The 20,452-nt window shown below is 34.7% G+C and carries 10 protein-coding genes; 4 read left to right on the forward strand and 6 right to left on the reverse strand.

Annotated elements, in window-relative coordinates; genetic code table 11:
* Nucleotides 1–53: 53 nt before the first annotated feature.
* The 4 genes from UMM65_RS04335 to UMM65_RS04350 form a co-directional block, all read right to left on the reverse strand.
* Nucleotides 54–1,916: a glycoside hydrolase family 13 protein gene (locus UMM65_RS04335; protein ID WP_321975254.1), complete on the reverse strand. Its 1,863-nt coding sequence runs from the start codon at nt 1,914–1,916 to the stop codon at nt 54–56.
* A gap of 22 nt (nt 1,917–1,938) precedes the next feature.
* Nucleotides 1,939–4,233: a glycoside hydrolase family 65 protein gene (locus tag UMM65_RS04340; protein ID WP_321975255.1), complete on the reverse strand. Its 2,295-nt coding sequence runs from the start codon at nt 4,231–4,233 to the stop codon at nt 1,939–1,941.
* 146 nt (nt 4,234–4,379) lie between these two features.
* Complete coding sequence (gene pgmB, locus UMM65_RS04345; protein ID WP_321975256.1) at nt 4,380–5,060, reverse strand: beta-phosphoglucomutase; 681 nt, start codon at nt 5,058–5,060, stop codon at nt 4,380–4,382.
* A 37-nt stretch (nt 5,061–5,097) separates the two neighbouring features.
* Nucleotides 5,098–5,667 (reverse strand): Mur ligase domain-containing protein, encoded by a 570-nt coding sequence (locus UMM65_RS04350; RefSeq protein ID WP_321975257.1) that lies wholly within the window; start codon nt 5,665–5,667, stop codon nt 5,098–5,100.
* A gap of 145 nt (nt 5,668–5,812) precedes the next feature.
* Between UMM65_RS04350 and UMM65_RS04355 the strand changes: the two genes are divergently transcribed.
* The 4 genes from UMM65_RS04355 (at nt 5,813) to UMM65_RS04370 (ending at nt 15,050) form a co-directional block, all read left to right on the forward strand.
* Nucleotides 5,813–12,343, forward strand: a complete 6,531-nt coding sequence (locus UMM65_RS04355) for an alpha-2-macroglobulin family protein (protein WP_321975258.1) — start codon at nt 5,813–5,815, stop codon at nt 12,341–12,343.
* A 123-nt stretch (nt 12,344–12,466) separates the two neighbouring features.
* Nucleotides 12,467–13,213, forward strand: a complete 747-nt coding sequence (locus UMM65_RS04360; protein WP_321975259.1) for a hypothetical protein — start codon at nt 12,467–12,469, stop codon at nt 13,211–13,213.
* 113 nt (nt 13,214–13,326) lie between these two features.
* Complete coding sequence (locus UMM65_RS04365) at nt 13,327–13,857, forward strand: hypothetical protein (RefSeq protein WP_321975260.1); 531 nt, start codon at nt 13,327–13,329, stop codon at nt 13,855–13,857.
* 128 nt (nt 13,858–13,985) lie between these two features.
* A complete protein-coding gene (locus tag UMM65_RS04370; protein ID WP_321975261.1) occupies nt 13,986–15,050 on the forward strand; it encodes a Gfo/Idh/MocA family protein in 1,065 nt (354 codons plus the stop codon).
* Between the two features lie 10 nt (nt 15,051–15,060).
* On the opposite strand, the gene UMM65_RS04375 is transcribed toward UMM65_RS04370, so the two are convergent.
* Both UMM65_RS04375 and dnaE read right to left on the reverse strand, forming a co-directional pair.
* Nucleotides 15,061–15,777: an ion transporter gene (locus UMM65_RS04375; protein WP_321975262.1), complete on the reverse strand. Its 717-nt coding sequence runs from the start codon at nt 15,775–15,777 to the stop codon at nt 15,061–15,063.
* Nucleotides 15,777–20,096, reverse strand: a complete 4,320-nt coding sequence (gene dnaE, locus UMM65_RS04380; RefSeq protein WP_321975263.1) for a DNA polymerase III subunit alpha — start codon at nt 20,094–20,096, stop codon at nt 15,777–15,779. The genes UMM65_RS04375 and dnaE overlap by 1 nt, the downstream gene beginning before the upstream one ends.
* Nucleotides 20,097–20,452: the final 356 nt, after the last annotated feature.

The following is a 20,452-nucleotide window of genomic DNA, read 5'->3' on the forward strand; positions in this document are numbered from 1 at the left end:
TAACAAAAACACTCCCCTAACCCCTCTCAAGAGGGGAACTATTACTTGTAATATCACATTTTTGTAGTTAACAGAACCACTCCTTTTTCCATCATTACAAAAGGACTGTTCCATGTTATTTCTTCTTCAGAAATTATATTTTTCATCGGTTTTTTATCCAAGCCCATTTCTTTAAAACGGTTCAGGTTTAATTGAACCTGTTGGTCATTTTTATTCAAAATCATCGCAACGGTTTCATCTTTTCCTACTCTAAACAATACATAGATTCCATTTTCAGGAGCAAAATGTATGGTTTTCCCGTTGTGAATAGCTTCACTACTTTTACGATAATTCAATACTTTTTTAAGAAAATTTTGCATGTCTTTTTGGTCGTTGCTCAATCCTTCTCCTGTAAATGCATTTACAGAGTCGCCTGGCCAACCTCCAGGAAAATCTGTACGGATCAGACCATGGTCGCCCGGTTTTTCAACATCACTAATCAACACTTCCGTTCCATAATAAATTTGTGGAATTCTCGGCAATAGTAAAACAGTTGCCAATGCCATTTTGGTGTTGGTAAAATCCTCACCTAATTGGGTGTAAATTCGGCTCATATCGTGATTATCAGGGAAAATCATAATATTTTCTGGACTCGGGTAATGAAAATCATTTGCCAATCCTTCATAAAGTTTTACTAAACCTTGATCCCAAGATTCTTCTTCATTTAGTGCTTGCACAATATTATTTTGCATAGGAAAATCCATAGTCGAAGTTAAATTGGATTCGTATCCATCTTTATTTTTTGCTCCAGCTTGCCAGTATCCAACCAACAATGGATTTAAACTCCACTCCTCACCTACGATACTAAAGTTGGGATATTCTTTCATAATCGCCCCAGCCCAATCCGACATAAAATCTTTATCAGGATAGGGATAGGTATCTTGGCGGATTCCGCCTAATTCCAATGTTTCAATCCACCAAATACTGTTTTGAATAATGTAGGTCGCCATAAATGGATTTTTCTGATTCAAATCGGGCATTGAATCCACAAACCAACCATCGTTCAATTGTTCTTTATCAATTTTACTAGCATATAAATCTTGATTCGCCGTTCTTCTGTGATTGGATTTTAGAACCGTTTCGTTGTTCTTATACTTTTCCTGCTGATTTATCCAATCGTCAAATGGTAAATCTTTCATCCACCAATGTTCAATTCCGCAATGGTTAGCCACTTGATCCATTACTAATTTCATTCCTTTTTCTTTCATCTTTTCGGCTAACTCTACATAAGCTTCTAATTTCCCAAAACGAGGATCGACTTGATAAAAATCGGTAATGGCATAACCGTGATAAGAAGATTCGGACATATCATTGGTCAATAATGGTGTTGGCCATATAGCCGTAAAACCCATATCTTTAATATAATCGAGATGATTGATCATTCCTCTAATATCGCCACCATGTCTATTATAATCTTCAGCCCTGTTCAACGTTTGATCTTTTAAGCCCGTAACCTTATCATTAACAGCATTTCCATTGGCAAAACGGTCTGGTGTAATTAAATAAATAGCATCAGAGCTATCAAAACCAACATAATCATTAGCATTTTTTTTACGAGCTTTTAACTCATAGGAATACTTTAAATCTTTATTATTTTCTTGACGAAATACTATATCAAATTTTCCGGGTTTGGCATCCCTGTTTATTTTTAAATTTAAAAATAAATAATTTGTACTCGTCCCTTTATTAACACTCATCAAGTTAACACCATCATGAGAAATGCTTGGAATAGCTTTGCCGATATTCTCACCTTTTACCAATAGTTGTAAGTTGTTATTTTCAAAACCCGCCCACCAATTGAGTGGTTCTATGCGTTCTATTTGGGCAAAATTTAGGTTTGAGCCAAGTGCAATCATTATAAATAAGAATTTTTTCATTGTTATAAATTTAAGCAGTCAACTACTCGTTAGGAGCTAGTTTGATCGATTTATTATTTGCAATAATTGTTATAGTTTCATCTCCTTGCAAATTAAAACTCGTTTCATTATGACTTACATTTACCTTAACAATACTGTTCCTAAAATTCACTTTAAAAGTATACGATTTCCATTGTTTCGGAATTTTTGTTTCGAACGTTAACATGTTATCTTTAACACGCATTCCACCAAAACCTTCTACAATACTCATCCATGTACCTGCCATAGAAGTAATGTGCAACCCCTCTTCCACTTCATGATTGTAGTCGTCAAGGTCCAATCGTGATGTCCGTAAATAAAATTGATACGCCTTATCCATCCTGCCTAATTTTGCCGCTTGAATACTATGTACGCATGGCGACAATGAACTTTCGTGAACCGTAAACGGCTCGTAAAAATCGAAATGACGTTCCAGTTCTTCCCTGGTAAAATACTCTTCAAAAAAGTAGAATCCTTGCAAGACATCTGCCTGTTTGATATATGGCGAACGGAGAATCCTATCCCAAGACCATTTTTGATTTATGGGACGTTGAGATTTATCTAAATTGGAAACTGTAATCAATTCTTTATCTAAAAACCCATCTTGTTGTAGATAGACATTATATTCTTCAGAAAATGGAAAATACATATTGTCAGCAACCTTTTTCCATTGCTGTAACTCATCATTAGAGATTTTGGTTTTGTTAGAAATTCTATTATAATCAGAAGAAAATTCTTTCTCAACTATAGCAATATTTTCCAATGTATAATTGATACACCATTGAGCTATATAGTTGGTATAAAAATTATTATTTACATTATTTTCATATTCATTAGGACCTGTAACACCTAGAATAACGTACTTCTTTTTTTCCTTAGAAAAATTGGCACGTTGGTACCAAAATCTTGCAATAGCAATGAGTACTTCCAAGCCTTTTTCAGGAATATAGCTATAATCTCCAGTGTAGCGATGATAATTAAAAATAGCGAAAGCTATTGCACCGTTTCTATGAATTTCTTCAAAAGTAATTTCCCATTCGTTATGGCATTCCTCACCGTTCATCGTTACCATTGGATAAAGTGCCGCTCCATTTTTAAACCCTAATTTTTCTGCATTTTCTATGGCTTTTTCTAAATGATTGTATCTGTACTTTAACAGATTACGAGCCACTTGTTGATCTTTTGTCGCCATATAAAATGGAATACAATAGGCTTCAGTATCCCAATAAGTGCTACCACCGTATTTTTCACCGGTAAAACCTTTAGGGCCGATATTTAATCGCGAATCTTTACCTAAATAGGTTTGATTCAATTGAAAAATATTAAAACGAATGCCTTGTTGTGCCTTAACATCGCCATCAATGGTAATGTCCGCCATATCCCAAATCGCGTTCCACGACTCTTTTTGCAAGTCTAACAGTTGGTCAAAACCTAATTTACTGGCTTTAGCCAATGTTTTTTTTGCATAAGCAATGAGTTCGTTTTTAGGATGATTTCTATCTACTGTATAGCCACCAAATTTGTGAATGGTAAAAGTCTCGTTTTGTTTTACATTTTGCTCGTACATTAGAGCAATAAACTGTGGTTTTTTCCTAGCAACCGGTTTTAATTTTAAAGGATTGCCATCCAAAAAAAATTGCGACTCCATAAAAGTGCAGGTATGAAATTTTGTTTTCATAGTGTGTGCTTCTATAAATGCTTTTTGACCACTTTTAGAAACTTTAGTCGTATGCCAAAATTTATCATCCCAATTAGAATCTTCGTTTGTGATACTACTATCCAAATAAGGTTCGAATAAAATATTTACATCCTGGTTGAGGGGAGTAACACCATAAGAAATAGCACCGACCTCATCCAATTCCAAACTTAAAAAACGTTTAACATCTACTTGAATTTCAATACCACTTTTCAAAGTAGCTTTAAAATTACGCGACAACCACCCCTCTTTCATGTTGAGTTCACGTCTAAAATTCTCAACTTTTTTGCACTTGCAAAGATCCAACTGCTCACCGTTTATGGCAACATTAATACCGATCCAACTTGGAGCGTTCAATACTTTGGCAAAATATTCAGGATACCCGTTTTTCCACCAACCCACTTTAGTTTTATCTGGATAATATACACCTGCAATATAACTTCCCTGAAAAGTTGCACCCGAATAGGCTTCTTCAAAATTGGCACGTTGCCCCATGGCTCCATTACCGATACTGAACAAACTTTCGGATGCCTTTACGTTTTCAGGGTCAAATCCTTCTTCTAAAATTGACCATGGATTGGGTTTTATATAATCTTGGTTCATTGGTTTACTAGATATTAGATGCTAGACGTTAGACGCTAGGCTTATTTTTTGTAATTCTACTATTATTAAATTATTCTTTGTCCAAAAAACACACCCCTAACCCCTCTCAAGAGGGGAACTATTGAAGTGCTATTGTATTTTTCACTTTAGACTTTGGTCTTCTGACTTTTTTCAACTCCCAATAGTTTTGTTATAAAATCAATATTTATTTTCGAGGTGTCAGCATAAATATAGTCTGCTTCATGCAACGTTTCTTTTTCTCCAATTCCTATGGAGATCATACCTGCTGCGTTTGCTGCTTGTACCCCAGCAATAGCGTCTTCAAATACAATACAGTCTTTAGGATCTGCATTTAATTTTTTTGCTGCAATTAAAAAAACTTCTGGATCGGGCTTTGCTTTAATGACATCGTTTCCATCTACTATAGCTGCAAACCTATTGTACAATCCCACTTTTTTTAAAATTAATGGTGCATTTTTACTGGCAGAACCTAACGCATATTTTATATTGCTTTTATCTAAAAAATTCAGCAACTCTAAAATTCCAGGTAAAACTTCATCATCGGTCATTTGATTGACTTCCTCTAGATATTCCTTATTTTTCTCGATTAAAAGTTTATCTTTTTTATCCTGACTTAAATTTACTTTACCTATTTCCAATAAAATTTCCAAAGATTTTACACGACTTACACCTTTTAAAAGTTCATTTTGGGTTTCTGTAAAATCGAACCCTAGTTCATTGGCCAAATTTTTCCAAGCTAAATAATGGTATTTAGCCGTATCTACGATTACGCCATCTAGGTCGAATATGATTGCTTTTTTATTCATTTGCTATTGATTTTCAGGTTGATAAGAAATTGCATTTTTATTTGTGATTAAACCTTAAAGTCCCCACCGCCTCATAAAAATCATCTTCATCTACACCCATATGTTGGCAAATCCATTTTATGCCTAACATATTTTTAATATCATTTTCATTTGTGATTTCCAAAGGTAATTTACCTTCGTTGGTGTCTAAAAAATAAATATCATCTTCTAAAGTGAAATTTGGAGATAGGTACGGATATTTCTTAATCGGATTTGTACTCGCTTCTACTATTAATTTAATCGCTGGAACATCTTCATTATAAACTAACATACCACCGTTTGTAATTGAATTGACAAATTTAACGGTTTGAATTTCAGGATTCACATCACTAATCAGAGCAATATTCCCTTTTAATTCGTTGGCGTTTTTTGCTACTTCAATTAGGATAAACTCATTATTCTCGGCAATATGGCTTTTGCCATTTGGCAATACATAATCCACACTTTTATCATGGTATTTCAATATATGAAGTAACATCGCCGTGATGTTATTGTTTGCTTTTGAAGCTAAAATTATAACTCTAGTTTTATGCTTTGTTTGCTGGTATAATTCTTGTGCAGAAATCATTGTATAGTTTAAACCACAAATATAGAATTTGAAATGTAACCGCTCAACCAAAAACCTACTTAACTTACCGAAATGTTTAGTTTACTCAATATTAATTGTAATTTTAGGTTATGTTATAGTTATTTGTTCTACAAATTAAAAAGTTATGAAAAAATCAATCACAATATTGACGATGATAATTCTATTTTCAACAACCCTAAAAGCTCAAACTCCCGACAATTATTCGGAAGATTGGTACAAAGTGGAATCCTTTGAAATTGAGGGTTTGCCCAAATCGGCGTTGGAAATCGTTGAAAAAATATATCAAAAAGCGAAAAAGGATAAGAATAATCCACAATTGATAAAAACTTTGCTCTACAAATCCAAATTTGCATTGACTCTTGAAGAAGATGCTCAATTGGAAATTATCAATAGGTTAAAAGAAGAAAAATCAAGTCTACCATTTCCTGCAAAAAACATGTTGGAAAGCATAATTGCCGATATTTATTGGCAGTATTTTCAACAAAACAGATGGAAATTTTATAATAGAACCAATACCGCTGAAAAAGTTGATTCTGTAGATTTTAGAACCTGGGATTTGCAAACCATTTTCGAAGAAACACACCTTCATTTTCAAGAATCTTTAGAGAATTCAATTGGCTTACAAGAAACAGATTTATCTGCGTTTAATGCTATTCTGCATCTTCAAGGAAACTCTAAAATATATAGGCCCACTTTATATGATTTTTTGGCCAACAGGGCTATTGATTTTTACAGAACAGACGAGCGAAACCTGAAAAGACCTGCTTATAAGTTTGAAATTGACAATCCTGAATTGTTAGCAATAAATACTGAGTTCACAAAAAACCAACTCTACGCAAAAGATAGTTTGTCACAACAATTACATGCCTTGAGATTGTATAAAAATCTGACTTTAGCCCACCTGAAAGACAAAGACCCTACCGCCTTGGTTACCTTAACTTTAGAACGATTGGATTTTGTCTATGCCAACGCCGTTTTTAACAATAAAGATGAGATTTATTTAAAAACGCTAAAGGCACTTAAAGAACAATATAACGAGTACGAAATTGTTACGGAAATTGATTATAAAATAGCCGCATATCTTGATGGTCAAGCAAATGCTTATGACTCAATAAAAAATACCAATCAGTGGAAACGCAAAGAAGCTTTAGAGGTTTGTGAAAAGGCAATAGCCCGTTTTCCTAAATCAACTGGAGCTGAAAAATGTAAAGCTTTGCAGAGTCAAATTTTGAATCCAAGTTTGCAAATTACGACGGAAAAATTTATCCCCATAAACAAACCTGCCCGTCTTTTTGTGAACTATAAAAACACAAATCATCTATATTTTACGGCATTAAAAATTTCTAGGAGTCAAGAAAAAAAATTCCAAGAACTTTATCAAGATGATGAGAAAATTGCTTTTATCAAAAAACTAAAAACGATTAAAACATGGAATGCCGAATTGAAAAATGAAAATGATTATCTCCAACATACCACTGAGGTACTTCTACCCGAATTGGAAGGTGGAAATTACATGATTTTTACTTCTACCAATGAAACTATTTCCGAAAAATTTACTTATGGACATACTTTTTTGCAGGTTACAGACATTGCTTTAATTGAAAACAAATTAGAGGGTAAAAATATCTATCAAGTGGTAGATAGAAATACGGGTAAACCCTTGCAAGATGCCAAAGTAAATATCAAAAATTATAACACGGGTAGATATAATAAACCTATTAATAAAACTTTTATTAGCGATAATAAAGGCCAAGTCCATTTTAAGAACGATGTCTATAGAAATAACGTAATCATTACTGTAAATTACAAAAATGATGAAGCTGTTTTTGGGGAGTATTATATGTATGAAGATCGTAAACCGACCGTAGGTGAAAATAAATCAGCACGTATTTTTCTATTTTCTGACAGAAGCATATATAGACCTGGGCAAACAGTTCATTTTAAAGGAATTGCGGTTTATTCCGAAAATAATAAATCTACCGCTATTGCTAATAATAATGTCGCCGTTCGTCTTTACGACGTTAACAACCAAGAAGTCAAAATGTTGAGTTTAAAAACCAACGAATTTGCTTCTTTTAGTGGTGAGTTTGTTTTACCCACAACTGGGTTAACTGGGAATTTTTATGTTTCTGCCTCCGGACATTGGCATTTAGGGCACAGTCTAGGTGGTAGTCTTGGTTTTTCTGTTGAAGAATATAAACGCCCTAAATTTGAAACCGAATTTGAAACCGTTACCGAAACGTTCAGGGTTAACGATACCGTTACACTTAATGGAATGGCAAACGCTTTTGCGGGAAGTAACATTACGGATGCCAAAGTCACATACAGGGTCTTTAGAACTGCTCAATTCCCAAGATGGTGCTGGTGGTATTATGATGACTATGGCTATAATTCAGAATCTCAAGAAATTACACATGGAGAAACTACAACTGACGCCAGTGGCAATTATAAGATTAAGTTTAAAGCCATTCCAGATATAAGCATTGACCCTAATAATCAGCCCACTTTTAATTATAGCGTCACGGCTGATGTTACAGATATTAATGGAGAAACACGTAGTACTTCAACTACGGTTAATGTGGGTTATCATGCGTTGACCTTGGCTATTTCTATGTCTGCTCCTTTGGAAAAATCTGATAAAAACCATGTCATTAATTTAGAATCTAACAACCTAAACGGTGAATTTGTACCTACGAAAGGGAGCTTAAAAATTTACAAATTAATTGCCCCTAAACACGTATTAAGAACAAGACCTTGGGAAGCTCCTGATTATCAATCTTTTTCGGAAGAAGAGTTCAGAAAACTGTTTCCCCATGAAGCGTATAAAAAAGAAAACGATCCCAATACATGGGAACAAGGAAAACTCGTTTTTGAAACCAAATTCAACACAGAAAAAGAGAAAGAAATTAAGTTGAAAAATATCAACAACTGGATTTCAGGTAAATACATCGTTGTCGCTGAAAGCGAAGATAAATTCAAGCAAACCGTAAGAGATGAGTTCCGTTTCGACGTATTTGGCAAAAATGAAAAAACGGTAGCCGATAATCAATTGCTATTTGTAAAAACAGATAAAAATGAATACGAACCCAATGAATTTGTAAAATTACAAATAGGCTCAGCATCTGAAAATGTATCCATTACACTTACTACTGTAAAAAAATACAACATCGTTGATACTAAAGTTATAAAATTATCCAATGAAATTAAAACTATTTCAATACCTGTAAAACCTGAAGACCTTGGTGGATTTTCAATACAGTACCAATTGGTAAACCATAACGCGTTCAGTAATGGAAACATCAATATAAATGTGCCCTACCCTAAAAATGAGCTTTCTATCGAAACCTCAACTTTCAGGGATAAATTACAACCAGGACAAAACGAAACATGGAGTTTTAAGATAAAAGGAGACAAAAAAGACAAAGTAGCTGCCGAAGTGTTGGCTTCTATGTATGACGCTTCTTTAGACCAATTTAGACCGCACAACTGGTACTTCAGCCCATTAAACCAAAGGTATTATTATAATTACAATCAGAGTACAGCCAATTATAGTTTTGGAAATATTAATTTTAATATCGATCAAAAAAATTATAATTATTATGGGTATTCCTCTCAAGGATATGATCAACTGAACTGGTTCGGGTTTAATTTAACCAACACTTGGTTTAATAATGACTACATCTATAGAATTAAGAGAAAACACAGCCCTTACTCATTTAGTTCACGTTATGATGATAAAAAAGAGAAAGGCTACATTTTTGGGACGGTTAAAGGTGATTCCGAAAATTTAGCTGGAGTGAATATATTTGTCAAAGGAACAACAAGAGGTGTGGTTACAGATTTTGATGGAAATTTTAAGATCAAAGCATCAAAAGGTGAAACATTGGTCTTCTCCATGTTAGGCTTTAATACTTCGGAGATACAACTAAAAGAAGATAATGTATTAAATATCACGTTGAGTGTTGATGCTCAAACCCTGGATGAAGTTGTAACGGTTGGTTATGGCATCCAATATGAAAATAAATCTGTATCTTCTGGTGCACTAGTTAGAGGTGAGATTAGTCGAAAAAAAGTTGCGGATGGAGTTGAAGCCGAAGAAATGGCAATGGAAGATAGTTTAGCAAAACCTGCGATGAGTCCGAGTGCTGTAAAAGATGCCGAAAAAAACAAAGAAGGTAGTCCAAGTGGCGGTAAAAGAGACCAAGACGGATTAGAACAGGCATCACCTTTAAAAGGCATCATAGCTCGTAAAAACTTACAAGAAACTGCTTTCTTTTACCCACATTTAAAAACAGATGCGGAGGGCAATGTGAGTTTTAATTTTACCATTCCTGAAAGTTTAACACGATGGAATTTGAACCTGTTAGCACATACTAAAGATATGGCCATGGCTCAAATGCAACTTTCTACAGTTACTCAGAAAGAGCTGATGGTAATGCCAAATCCACCACGATTTTTGCGTGAAGGAGATGAAATTGTTTTTGCTTCAAAAATTTCCAACTTAACAGATAAAAGTTTAGAGGGTATTGCACAATTAATAGTATATGATGCTTTAACGGATAAAGAAATTACTCCAAAGTTGATTTTGAGTTCCGATAATTCTCTCCCCAAGGGAGAGATGTCGCAAAGCGACAGAGTGGGCTTCACAGTAGATGCCAAAGGAAACGCTAATGTAAGTTGGACCTTAAAAATTCCTTTTGACGTACAAGCAGTTAAATATAAAATAGTGGCTAAAGCGGGCGACTTTACCGATGGCGAAGAAAATGCGTTACCCGTATTGTCAAATAGAATGTTGGTTACGGAAACCTTACCCATGTGGTTGCGTTCTAATGAAACGAGAACATTTACGTTAGACAAGTTGAAAAACAATGCTTCAACAAGTTTAAAACATCATAATTTGAGTTTAGAGATAACTTCAAATCCCGCTTGGTATGCGGTGCAAGCCTTACCGTATTTGATGGAATATCCTTATGAGTGTTCAGAGCAAACTTTTGCGAGGTATTATTCAAACGCACTAGCAAGTCATATTGCGAATTCTAATCCACGAATTCAGGAGGTGTTTAATCAGTGGAAGAATAGCGATGCATTGTTGAGTAATTTAGAGAAAAATCAAGAATTAAAATCAATCATTATTCAAGAAACACCTTGGTTACGTGATGCCCAATCGGAAACCGAGCAGAAAAAGCGAATCGCTTTGTTGTTCGATTTGAATAAAATGAAAAACGAATTCGCTTCGGCTGTTCGTAAATTAGAACAGGCTCAAATGAGCAATGGCGGATTCCCGTGGTTTAAAGGAGCAAGATATCCTAACCGTTATATTACACAGCACATTGCATCAGGATTTGGGCATTTAAACAAGTTAGGGGTTTCTAATCCAGAATCCGAGCAAATGATTAAAAAAGCCGTTAAATTTTTAGATGATGAAATTTTATCTGACTTTAATGAATTGAAAAAACAAGCTAACATCATTCGTAAAAAAGCCAAAACAAAAGCTGAAGGCGAACGAAAAGTAAAAGAGTTTTGGGCGAGTAACCACACGCATCATTTTCAAATCCAATATTTGTATATGCGTAGTTTTTATAAGGATATTGCTATCCGTAAAAATGTGCAAGTTGCGGTGGATTATTTTACTAATCAAGCCTATGAATTTTGGAAAGACAATAATTTGTATACCAAAGGAATGATCTCTTTAATTGCCAAAAGAAACGATAAATCGACTGTAGCAGATAAAATCATTGCTTCATTAAAAGAAAACTCTATTACAAGTAAAGAACTGGGAATGTATTGGAAAGAAAACACTTCAAGCTGGTATTGGTACCAAGCACCAATTGAAACACAAGCTTTATTAATTGAAGCATTTTCAGAAGTTGAAGGCGATATCAAAACCATTGACGAGCTTAAAGTTTGGTTGTTAAAAAACAAACAAACCAACCGGTGGAAAACAACCAAAGCCACGACAGAAGCCGTTTATGCTTTATTATTACAAGGCACAGATTGGTTAGAAGTAACCGAATTTGTAGGAATTACAATTGATGATAAAAAAATTGACCCATTACAATTGGAAGACACGAAAGTAGAAGCGGGAACGGGTTATTTTAAAACCTCATGGAAAGGTGAAGAAATAAATAATAATATGGCAACCGTAACATTGAGCAAGAAAACGGAAGGCGTGGCTTGGGGAGCCTTGTATTGGCAATATTTTGAGGATTTAGATAAAATTACCTCAGCAAAAACGCCATTGCAGTTGTCTAAAAAATTATTCCTAAAAAAGAATACTGACAAAGGCGAAGAGCTCACAGCAATAACCGAGAACACCGATTTAAAATTGGGTGATTTAGTAAGAGTTCGCATTGAATTAAAAGTAGATAGAAACATGGAGTTCGTTCACATGAAAGACATGCGTGCCGCTGGATTTGAACCTGTAAACGTATTGTCGCAATACAAATGGCAAGACAATTTAGGTTATTATGAAAGCACCAAAGATGCGGCCACCAATTTCTTTTTTGACTATCTACCAAAAGGGGTTTATGTTTTTGAATACGATTTACGTGTCAACAACAAAGGTGATTTCTCCAATGGCATTACTACGATTCAAAGCATGTATGCACCTGAGTTTAGTAGTCATAGTGAAGGGGTTAGGGTTCTTGTGAAGTAGAGAAGCCCCTCCCTAGCCCTCCCCGAAAAGGGGAGGGAACGTTGTGATGGATAAATTTGAAATCTCCACAAGGTTTCTTCTTTAAGTTTAACCTTGTAGGTGTAATAATGGTAAATTAAAGTTATGAAAAAAGTTTTTTCGATAATATTTTTTCAAATCATATCGATTTCTTGTTTTAGTCAAAATAAAATAATCGAATTAAATTCGGTTCTCAAAAAAATTGAGGTTGTGGATGATTTATCCTTATTGGATAAAAAGAAATTTCCAACATTAAGTATATTAACCATTCAAAACGAAATGGAAAGAGATATAGACTTTGGATACCGTCATTTCAGAAAACTTATTATGACCCACAGTGATGGCGATTTTAGAATAGATATCATTTCTTATGGTGATTCAATTAAATTAGGAATTACAACTGTTATAGATTGGAAAGATAATGAACCTAAAGAATATGAATTCTTTAGTGACTCAAATTCATTTATTACAAACTATTTAAAGAAACATAATGCTTTTTATGAAACTGATATACAGAAAGACCAATTAATTGAACAGTTAAATGATGAATATACGGTTGGATTTGGATGTGGAATTGTCGGAATGGATATTCCAAAATATTCACAACTGATGCAACGTTATACAAAACAAAAAAATAGAAAAAAGTTAAATGCTTGGCTTCGTTCATTTTCACCCGAACTTCAAACATTAGGCACAATAGGACTACTTAATCTAGGATCAGTAGGTAAAGATGAAATGAATATTATTAAACATCTAGAAAAAAGAAATTCTAAAATTAATACATGTTCAGGATGTTTATATGGTCTTGAAATTGAATTCAAGAGAGTGATTAAAATCAAAATTGATTACTAAACTCTTTTCAATCATTGCCATTAACACGACAAACTTTAACAAATAAATAAACCCGCCCGAAATACTACTTCCAAATTCAATTCGTTACTATAAGACAACAAAAAAGACTGCTTATGTTCGATGACTACGATGACGATGATTTCAAATCACATGAGGAAATAGAAAAAATGCCTATCTACAAAAAGGCTTGGGAAATAATGGTGCTGGGTAGAAAAATCGGTACGATTGCTTCTAATGAAGAACCACCAACTGCTGACGAGGCCGAATTGGAAATGTTAAAATCTTATGCCTCCTATATTGTGGAAAATTCCATGATTATTCCAGCAAAAATTGCAGGTGCCGAAGGTGGCGACCTATACGATATTCGTATGGAAAACGCATCTATCATCAGAAGGGCCGCACGCGAAATTATGACCAGCTGTACTGGGATGCAAATCTGCGGTTACCAAGATGATGACTATATAGAGTTATTGCGGAATGAAATTGAGGAATTTCGTATATTGTTTGCGGAATGGGTAAAAACCTTTGACCAAGAAAACTATATTATTGACCGTTGGGGATTGTTCAATCCGCCCGGTGTAAACTACGACGATCATGATCCGGATGATGATATTCCTTTTGATCCAGATGATTTTTTTGAATAAACAACCTAAACCTCATAGAATTAATAATTATGAGGTTTATTTTTTTCACTACATTTGATAAGAACTTCTTTTCAAATAGTATGCAATTTAAGAACACCTTATTCCTAGTTATATTATCCTTTTTCTTATTGAATTCAGAACTTTCGCTAAGCCAAACCAAAACTGAACCGCTTAAAATTGGTGTTGTGGGCTTATCTCATAGTCATGTCGGTTGGATATTGGGCAGACCAGATAAAGGCGATATAAAAATCGTGGGTATTGTAGAACCCAATAAAGACTTAGCTGAACGTTACTCCAAACATTTTGGTTACTCCATGAATATTGTTTTTACAACCATTGACGAAATGATTAAAGCTACAAAACCTGAAGCCGTTACCGCTTTTGGTTCTATTTACCAACATTTAGAAGTAGTTGAAACCTGTGCTCCTTTGGGCATTCATGTAATGGTAGAAAAACCTTTGGCAGTAAGTATGGAACACGCCAAAAAAATGGAAGCCCTTGCCAAAAAATACAACATACATCTATTGACCAATTATGAAACCACATGGTATGCCACCAATCATAAAGCATATAAAATGGTAGAAAACGGTGATATTGGTGAATTGAGAAAAATAGTAGTTCGTGATGGACATCAGGGGCCAAAAGAGATTGGTATCAACAAAGAATTTTTAGAATGGCTTACGGATCCTGTTCTAAATGGTGGTGGAGCTTTGGTCGATTTTGGTTGTTATGGTGCAAACCTAATCACTTGGCTTACAAAAGGTAAAAAACCTGAAGCTGTTATGGCAATGACCCAGACCAATAAACCAGATATTTACCCGAAAGTTGACGATGAAGCTACAATCGTATTAAAATATCCTAAAATGCAAGGAATTATTCAAGCTTCATGGAATTGGCCAATGTCTAGAAAAGACATGGAAGTTTACGGTAAAACAGGATATATTTATAGCGACAATGCAAAAGATTTGCGTTACCGTTTAAGTGAAAAAGAGGAAGAACAAAAAGAGGTTTTAACCGAAAAACCAAAACCTTATGATGACCCTTTTGCGATGTTTGAGGCGGTTATCAGAGATAGAATTATATTACCTCCTTACGACTTGCCCTCTTTAGAAAATAACATGATTGTGGTCGAAATTTTAGATGCTGCCAAAAAAAGTGCTAAAACTGGAGAGCAAGTGAAAATCAATGATTAATTAAAAAGGATTATTCTTTCTTATCCTTTTCTTCTACAGATTGTGTTAATGCAGATGAAATAATACCTGTGGGTATAGCTACAATACCTAGACCTATCATTAAAATAATAAAAGTAAAAACACGTCCACCAACGGTTATCGGATAAACATCTCCATAACCAACAGTTGTTAAAGTAATAATAGCCCACCATAAACTATCAAAAATGGAAGAAAACGCCTCGGGTTGTGCCGCATTTTCAAAATAGTAAATACCTACTGCTGACAAATAGATTAGTATGAGTGTAACAAATAGAAAAAGTAAAATCTGTTCTTTGGCATATACTACGGCACGTGTAAATTGATGGATAGCCTTATTGTACCTAATCATCTTGAAAATACTGAACAACCGTAAAAACCTTAAAGCCCTTAACGCTCGTAAATCAATGCCCGTTGATAGGTAAAAGGGTAATATGGCCAAGAGGTCTATTATTCCAAAAAAACTGGTCATAAACTTTAGCTTATTTTTTGCAACATAAATCCGCAATGCGTATTCTATCGAAAAAACAATTACACAAAAAACTTCGATAATTTGTAACCATTTCTTGGTCTCAGGCCGTAATCCAGGTTCGGTCTCTGCCGAAAACGAAATGATAGCAATGACAATTAAAGTTTGAATACCAATGGCAAAATATTTACCGTACTTAGAACTTGGATTATTAACTAAATTATCTAAAAAAACTTTGTTCATCAATTTAATTTATATCGAAGTTTTCTCACGTCTAATTCATTTAATAACTCTTGCGAAATTTTTACTTTTGCTGTTCTGCTCGGCATTTGCAATTTTAGTTTTTCTTCTCTATCAAACACCATAAAGTTTAGTGTATCCTTGCCTTTATGATCTTCTAATAGTTCTTCTAATGTATTTATTTTTTCGTCATTTAGTTCTAAAATATCCAATTGCAATGTCAATTTTTTAGCCAAAATTTCTAGCACATCCTGCAACATTTGAATATGATTGAATTGCATTCTCACATCACCTTCTCGCCATCCTTTACGTACGGAAATTTTTATGTGCAAAAAGGAATTGGGAATTAAAAAATGTTTGAACTTTAAATAATCTTCACCAAACATTCTAAATTCGTGTGCATCGGTATAATCCTCAACCGTAAAAGCAGCCCAACCTTTACCATTTTTAGAAATTCTATGTTGTACATCTGTGACAATTCCCGCAATGGTTAAATCCTTGTCCAACAATTGTTGCAAATCATTAAAAGCACTAATGGGTGCGTTACAAAAATATTTCATTTCGGTTTTGTAATCGTCAAGCGGATGACCCGAAATATAAATTCCAATTACTTCTTTTTCTTTAGCCAATTTTTCCATAACCCCCCAAGGTTCACAATTGGGAATAACTGGTTCTTCAAACTGTATTTCAGAGGTTTCGCCAAACATTGAAATTTGTGCAGAATTCTTATTTTCTTGATATTTATTCCCAAAACGGATGGCCCTTTCAATAAAGGTTTGTCCCCGTTCATCGAGTTCAAAATACTGTGCCCTATGGGTATCCGTAAACGAATCAAAAGCACCTGCTAATACTAATCCGTCAAAGGCCTTTTTATTGGTAGAACGTAAATCAACACGTTTTGCCATATCAAAAATAGAAGTAAAGGGACCATTTTCTTTACGCTCTGAAACAATGGCTGCAACAGCACTTGCTCCAACTCCTTTTACAGCTCCCATACCAAAACGGATGGCTCCTTCTTTATTTACCGCAAATTTGTAGAAAGATTCATTTACATCAGGACTCAATACTTCAATTCCTGCACGTTTACACTCATCCATAAAGAAGGATACCTGTTTGATATCGTTCATATTATTTGACAATACCGCCGCCATGTATTCGGCAGGATAATGGGCTTTTAAATAAGCCGTTTGATAGGCTATATATGCATAACAAGTAGAATGCGATTTATTAAAAGCATAAGCGGCAAAGGCTTCCCAGTCTTTCCAAATTTTTTCCAAGACCTCTGCTGGGTGTCCATTTTTATTACCACCCTCAATAAATTTAGGTTTTAGCTTTTCTAGTAATGCAAAAATCTTTTTCCCCATCGCTTTACGCAAAACATCTGCTTCGCCTTTAGTAAATCCTGCCAATTTTTGCGATAATAACATCACCTGCTCCTGGTAAACCGTAACACCATAAGTTTCCTTAAGATATTCCTCCATTTCTGGAAGATCATATTCAATAGCTTCAACACCATGTTTTCGCTGAATAAATAACGGAATGTATTCCATTGGCCCTGGACGATACAAAGCATTCATTGCAATTAAATCGGCAAATTCGGTCGGTTTTAAATGCTTCATGTGCTTTTGCATTCCCGGAGATTCGTACTGAAATATACCTACAGTTTCTCCACGTTGAAAAAGTTCGTAAGTTTTTTGATCGTCTAAGGGAAATTCATCAGGGTCTAAGGTTTTTCCATGTAATGCCTTAATAATTTTAACAGTATCTTTTATTAAGGTCAAGGTTTTTAAACCTAAAAAGTCCATTTTTAAAAGTCCAGCATCCTCAACCACATTATTATCAAATTGGGTGACATAAAGTTCGGAATCTTTTGCCGTAGCCACTGGAATCAAATTGGTAATATCTTCTGGTGTAATAATAACACCGCAAGCATGTGTTCCCGTATTCCTAACTGAACCTTCCAAAGCAACAGCTTGTGTAATTGTTTCTGCCTCTATGCCCTCACCTTCCGCTAAATTTCGTAATTCGTTTACGCGTAAAATTTCATCATTTCGTAAAGCTTTTATTTTAGAGATGCTTTTTTCATCTTCTCCAAAAATAGTTGCCAATTTGGTGTTGGGTATTAACTTCGCAATTCTATCCGCATCGGGCAATGGTAAATCCAATACCCTAGCGGTATCCCTGATTGATGATTTGGCCGCCATGGTACCATAGGTAATAATTTGTGCTACTTGATTTGCTCCATATTTATCTATTACATAATCAATTACTTTTTGTCTGCCCTCATCGTCAAAATCAATATCAATATCGGGCAACGAAACACGATCGGGATTTAAAAAACGCTCAAAAAGTAAATCGTACTTAATAGGGTCAATATTCGTAATTCCCAAACAATACGCCACAGCAGAACCAGCGGCAGAACCACGTCCTGGCCCTACCGAAACATCCATTTCCCTTGCTTTGGCAATAAAATCTTGCACAATTAAAAAATAACCGGGATAACCTGTATTTTCAATGACCTCTAACTCAAAATCGAGGCGTTCTTGAGTCTCATTGTCCAAAGTACCATAACGCTTTTTGGCACCTTCAAATGTCAAATGTTTTAGGTATGCGTTTTCACCACGTACACCTCCATCTTCGGCATCTTTCGGGTCGATAAATTCTTTTGGAATATCGAATTTTGGTAGCAAAACATCTCGTTGCAACGAGTACACTTCAACTTTATCGACAATTTCTTGAATATTGGCAATAGCTTCGGGAATATGCTGAAACAATTGTTTCATTTCGTCCTGACTTTTAAAGTAATACTCTTCATTGGGCATACCGTAACGAAACCCCCTACCTCTACCTTTAGGTGTTGCCATTTTTTCACCATCCTTAACACAGAGTAAAATATCATGTGAATCCGCATCTGATTTATTGATATAATATGTGTTGTTCGCCGCAACCATTTTAACATTGTGCTTTTTAGAAAATTCGATCAGCACATTATTGATATGTTGTTCGTTTTCTTGGTTGTGATTATTGATTTCTAAATAAAAATCATCCCCAAAAGTATCTTTCCACCAAACCAGGGCTTCCTCAGCTTGATTTTCACCCATATTGAGAATTTTAGAAGCGATTTCTCCATAAATACCACCACTCAAAACAATAATATCATCCTTATATTTTTCCACAATGGATTTATCTATTCGCGGCACATAATAAAATCCATCAACATAAGCAGTAGAAGACATCTTCGCTAAATTATGATAGCCCTTTTTGTTCTTGGCCAACAACACCATTTGATAACCGTTATCTTTAACCGATTTATTGGTATGGTCCTCACAAACAAAAAATTCGCAACCCACAATAGGCTTTATTTGATGTTCATTGTTTTTATTACTGTTTAGTGCCTCTTTTACAAAATAAAAAGCTCCCATCATATTTCCTGTATCCGTTAAGGCTATGGCTGGCATTTGCTGTTGTACGGCGGCTTCTACTAATTTATTGATACTTGAGGTTGACTGTAAAATAGAAAATTGAGAATGATTGTGTAAATGTGAAAACGAAAAATCATTCACGTTCAAGTTAGAAGATGAGCCTACAGTACTATCTGAAGCATCTGTTTTTTCTAACTTCTTTTTAAGCTTTTTGCTCTCCTTTTTTAAATTGATATGCTTGAGGCCTATTAGCTCTATCTCCTTTGGATTTTCTTTGGAAAATTCTTCAAAGTATTTTGCATCAACATCAAGTTCTTCTTTGGTGAAAACACGTTTTCTGATAAGTTCAAAAAAGCATCTGGTAGTAGCTTCAACATCCGCAGTTGCATTATGAGCTTCTGCAAATGGCTGATTGAACAAATGTTCATGTAATTCTGTTAGAGTAGGCAACTTGAATTTGCCGTAACGACCTCCCGGAATTTGACACAACGCAGCCGTTTTTTCGGTACAAGTATCTAAAATTGGTAAATCGTTAAGTTTTGTGTCGATGCTTTGTCGGTAGAATTCACTACCCATAATATTTAAATCGAACTCGACATTCTGCCCTACCACAAAAGTTGTTTTAGAAAGTGCTGTGTTAAACAGGTTTAATACCGTGTTTAAATCTTCCCCCTTCGCTTTGGCCAATTCGGTCGAAATGCCGTGAATTTGTTCAGCATCATAAGGTATATTAAATCCTTTAGGCTTTATTAAGAATTCCTGAGTCTCAATCAATTTTCCATACTTATCGTGCAGTTGCCATGCTATTTGCACACACCTAGGCCAATTATCGGTATCAGTAATTGGAGCATTCCATTTTTTTGGTAGTCCCGTGGTTTCGGTGTCAAATATTAAGTACATAAATTGATGTGTTTTTTTGGGGCAATTAGAGTTTATAAAAATAGGGTTTTTGGTTGGGATTTTGAGTTGGATATCTAGAGTTTTTATTAACACTGGGTTTATAAAATCATATGACTGATATTAGGGTTTCACGCAGAGAACGCAGAGAATTTCGGAAAGTAGTAAAGGTTAATTGGCACAAAATATTTTGCGGTCTTTGCGTTTTTTTTGTCTTGGTTAGCAGTGTGTAAAATCCTATCCCCAGCCCTTTCCCAAGGAAAGGGAGCTTGATACCTGTTATAACGAAAATTCGAAATCAATGAATAAATTAGTGGTAATTCGTGAAATTAACATCAAATCTTTATATTTGAACATCA

The organism is Aureibaculum koreense (assembly GCF_034296135.1).
Lineage (GTDB): Bacteria > Bacteroidota > Bacteroidia > Flavobacteriales > Flavobacteriaceae > Aureibaculum.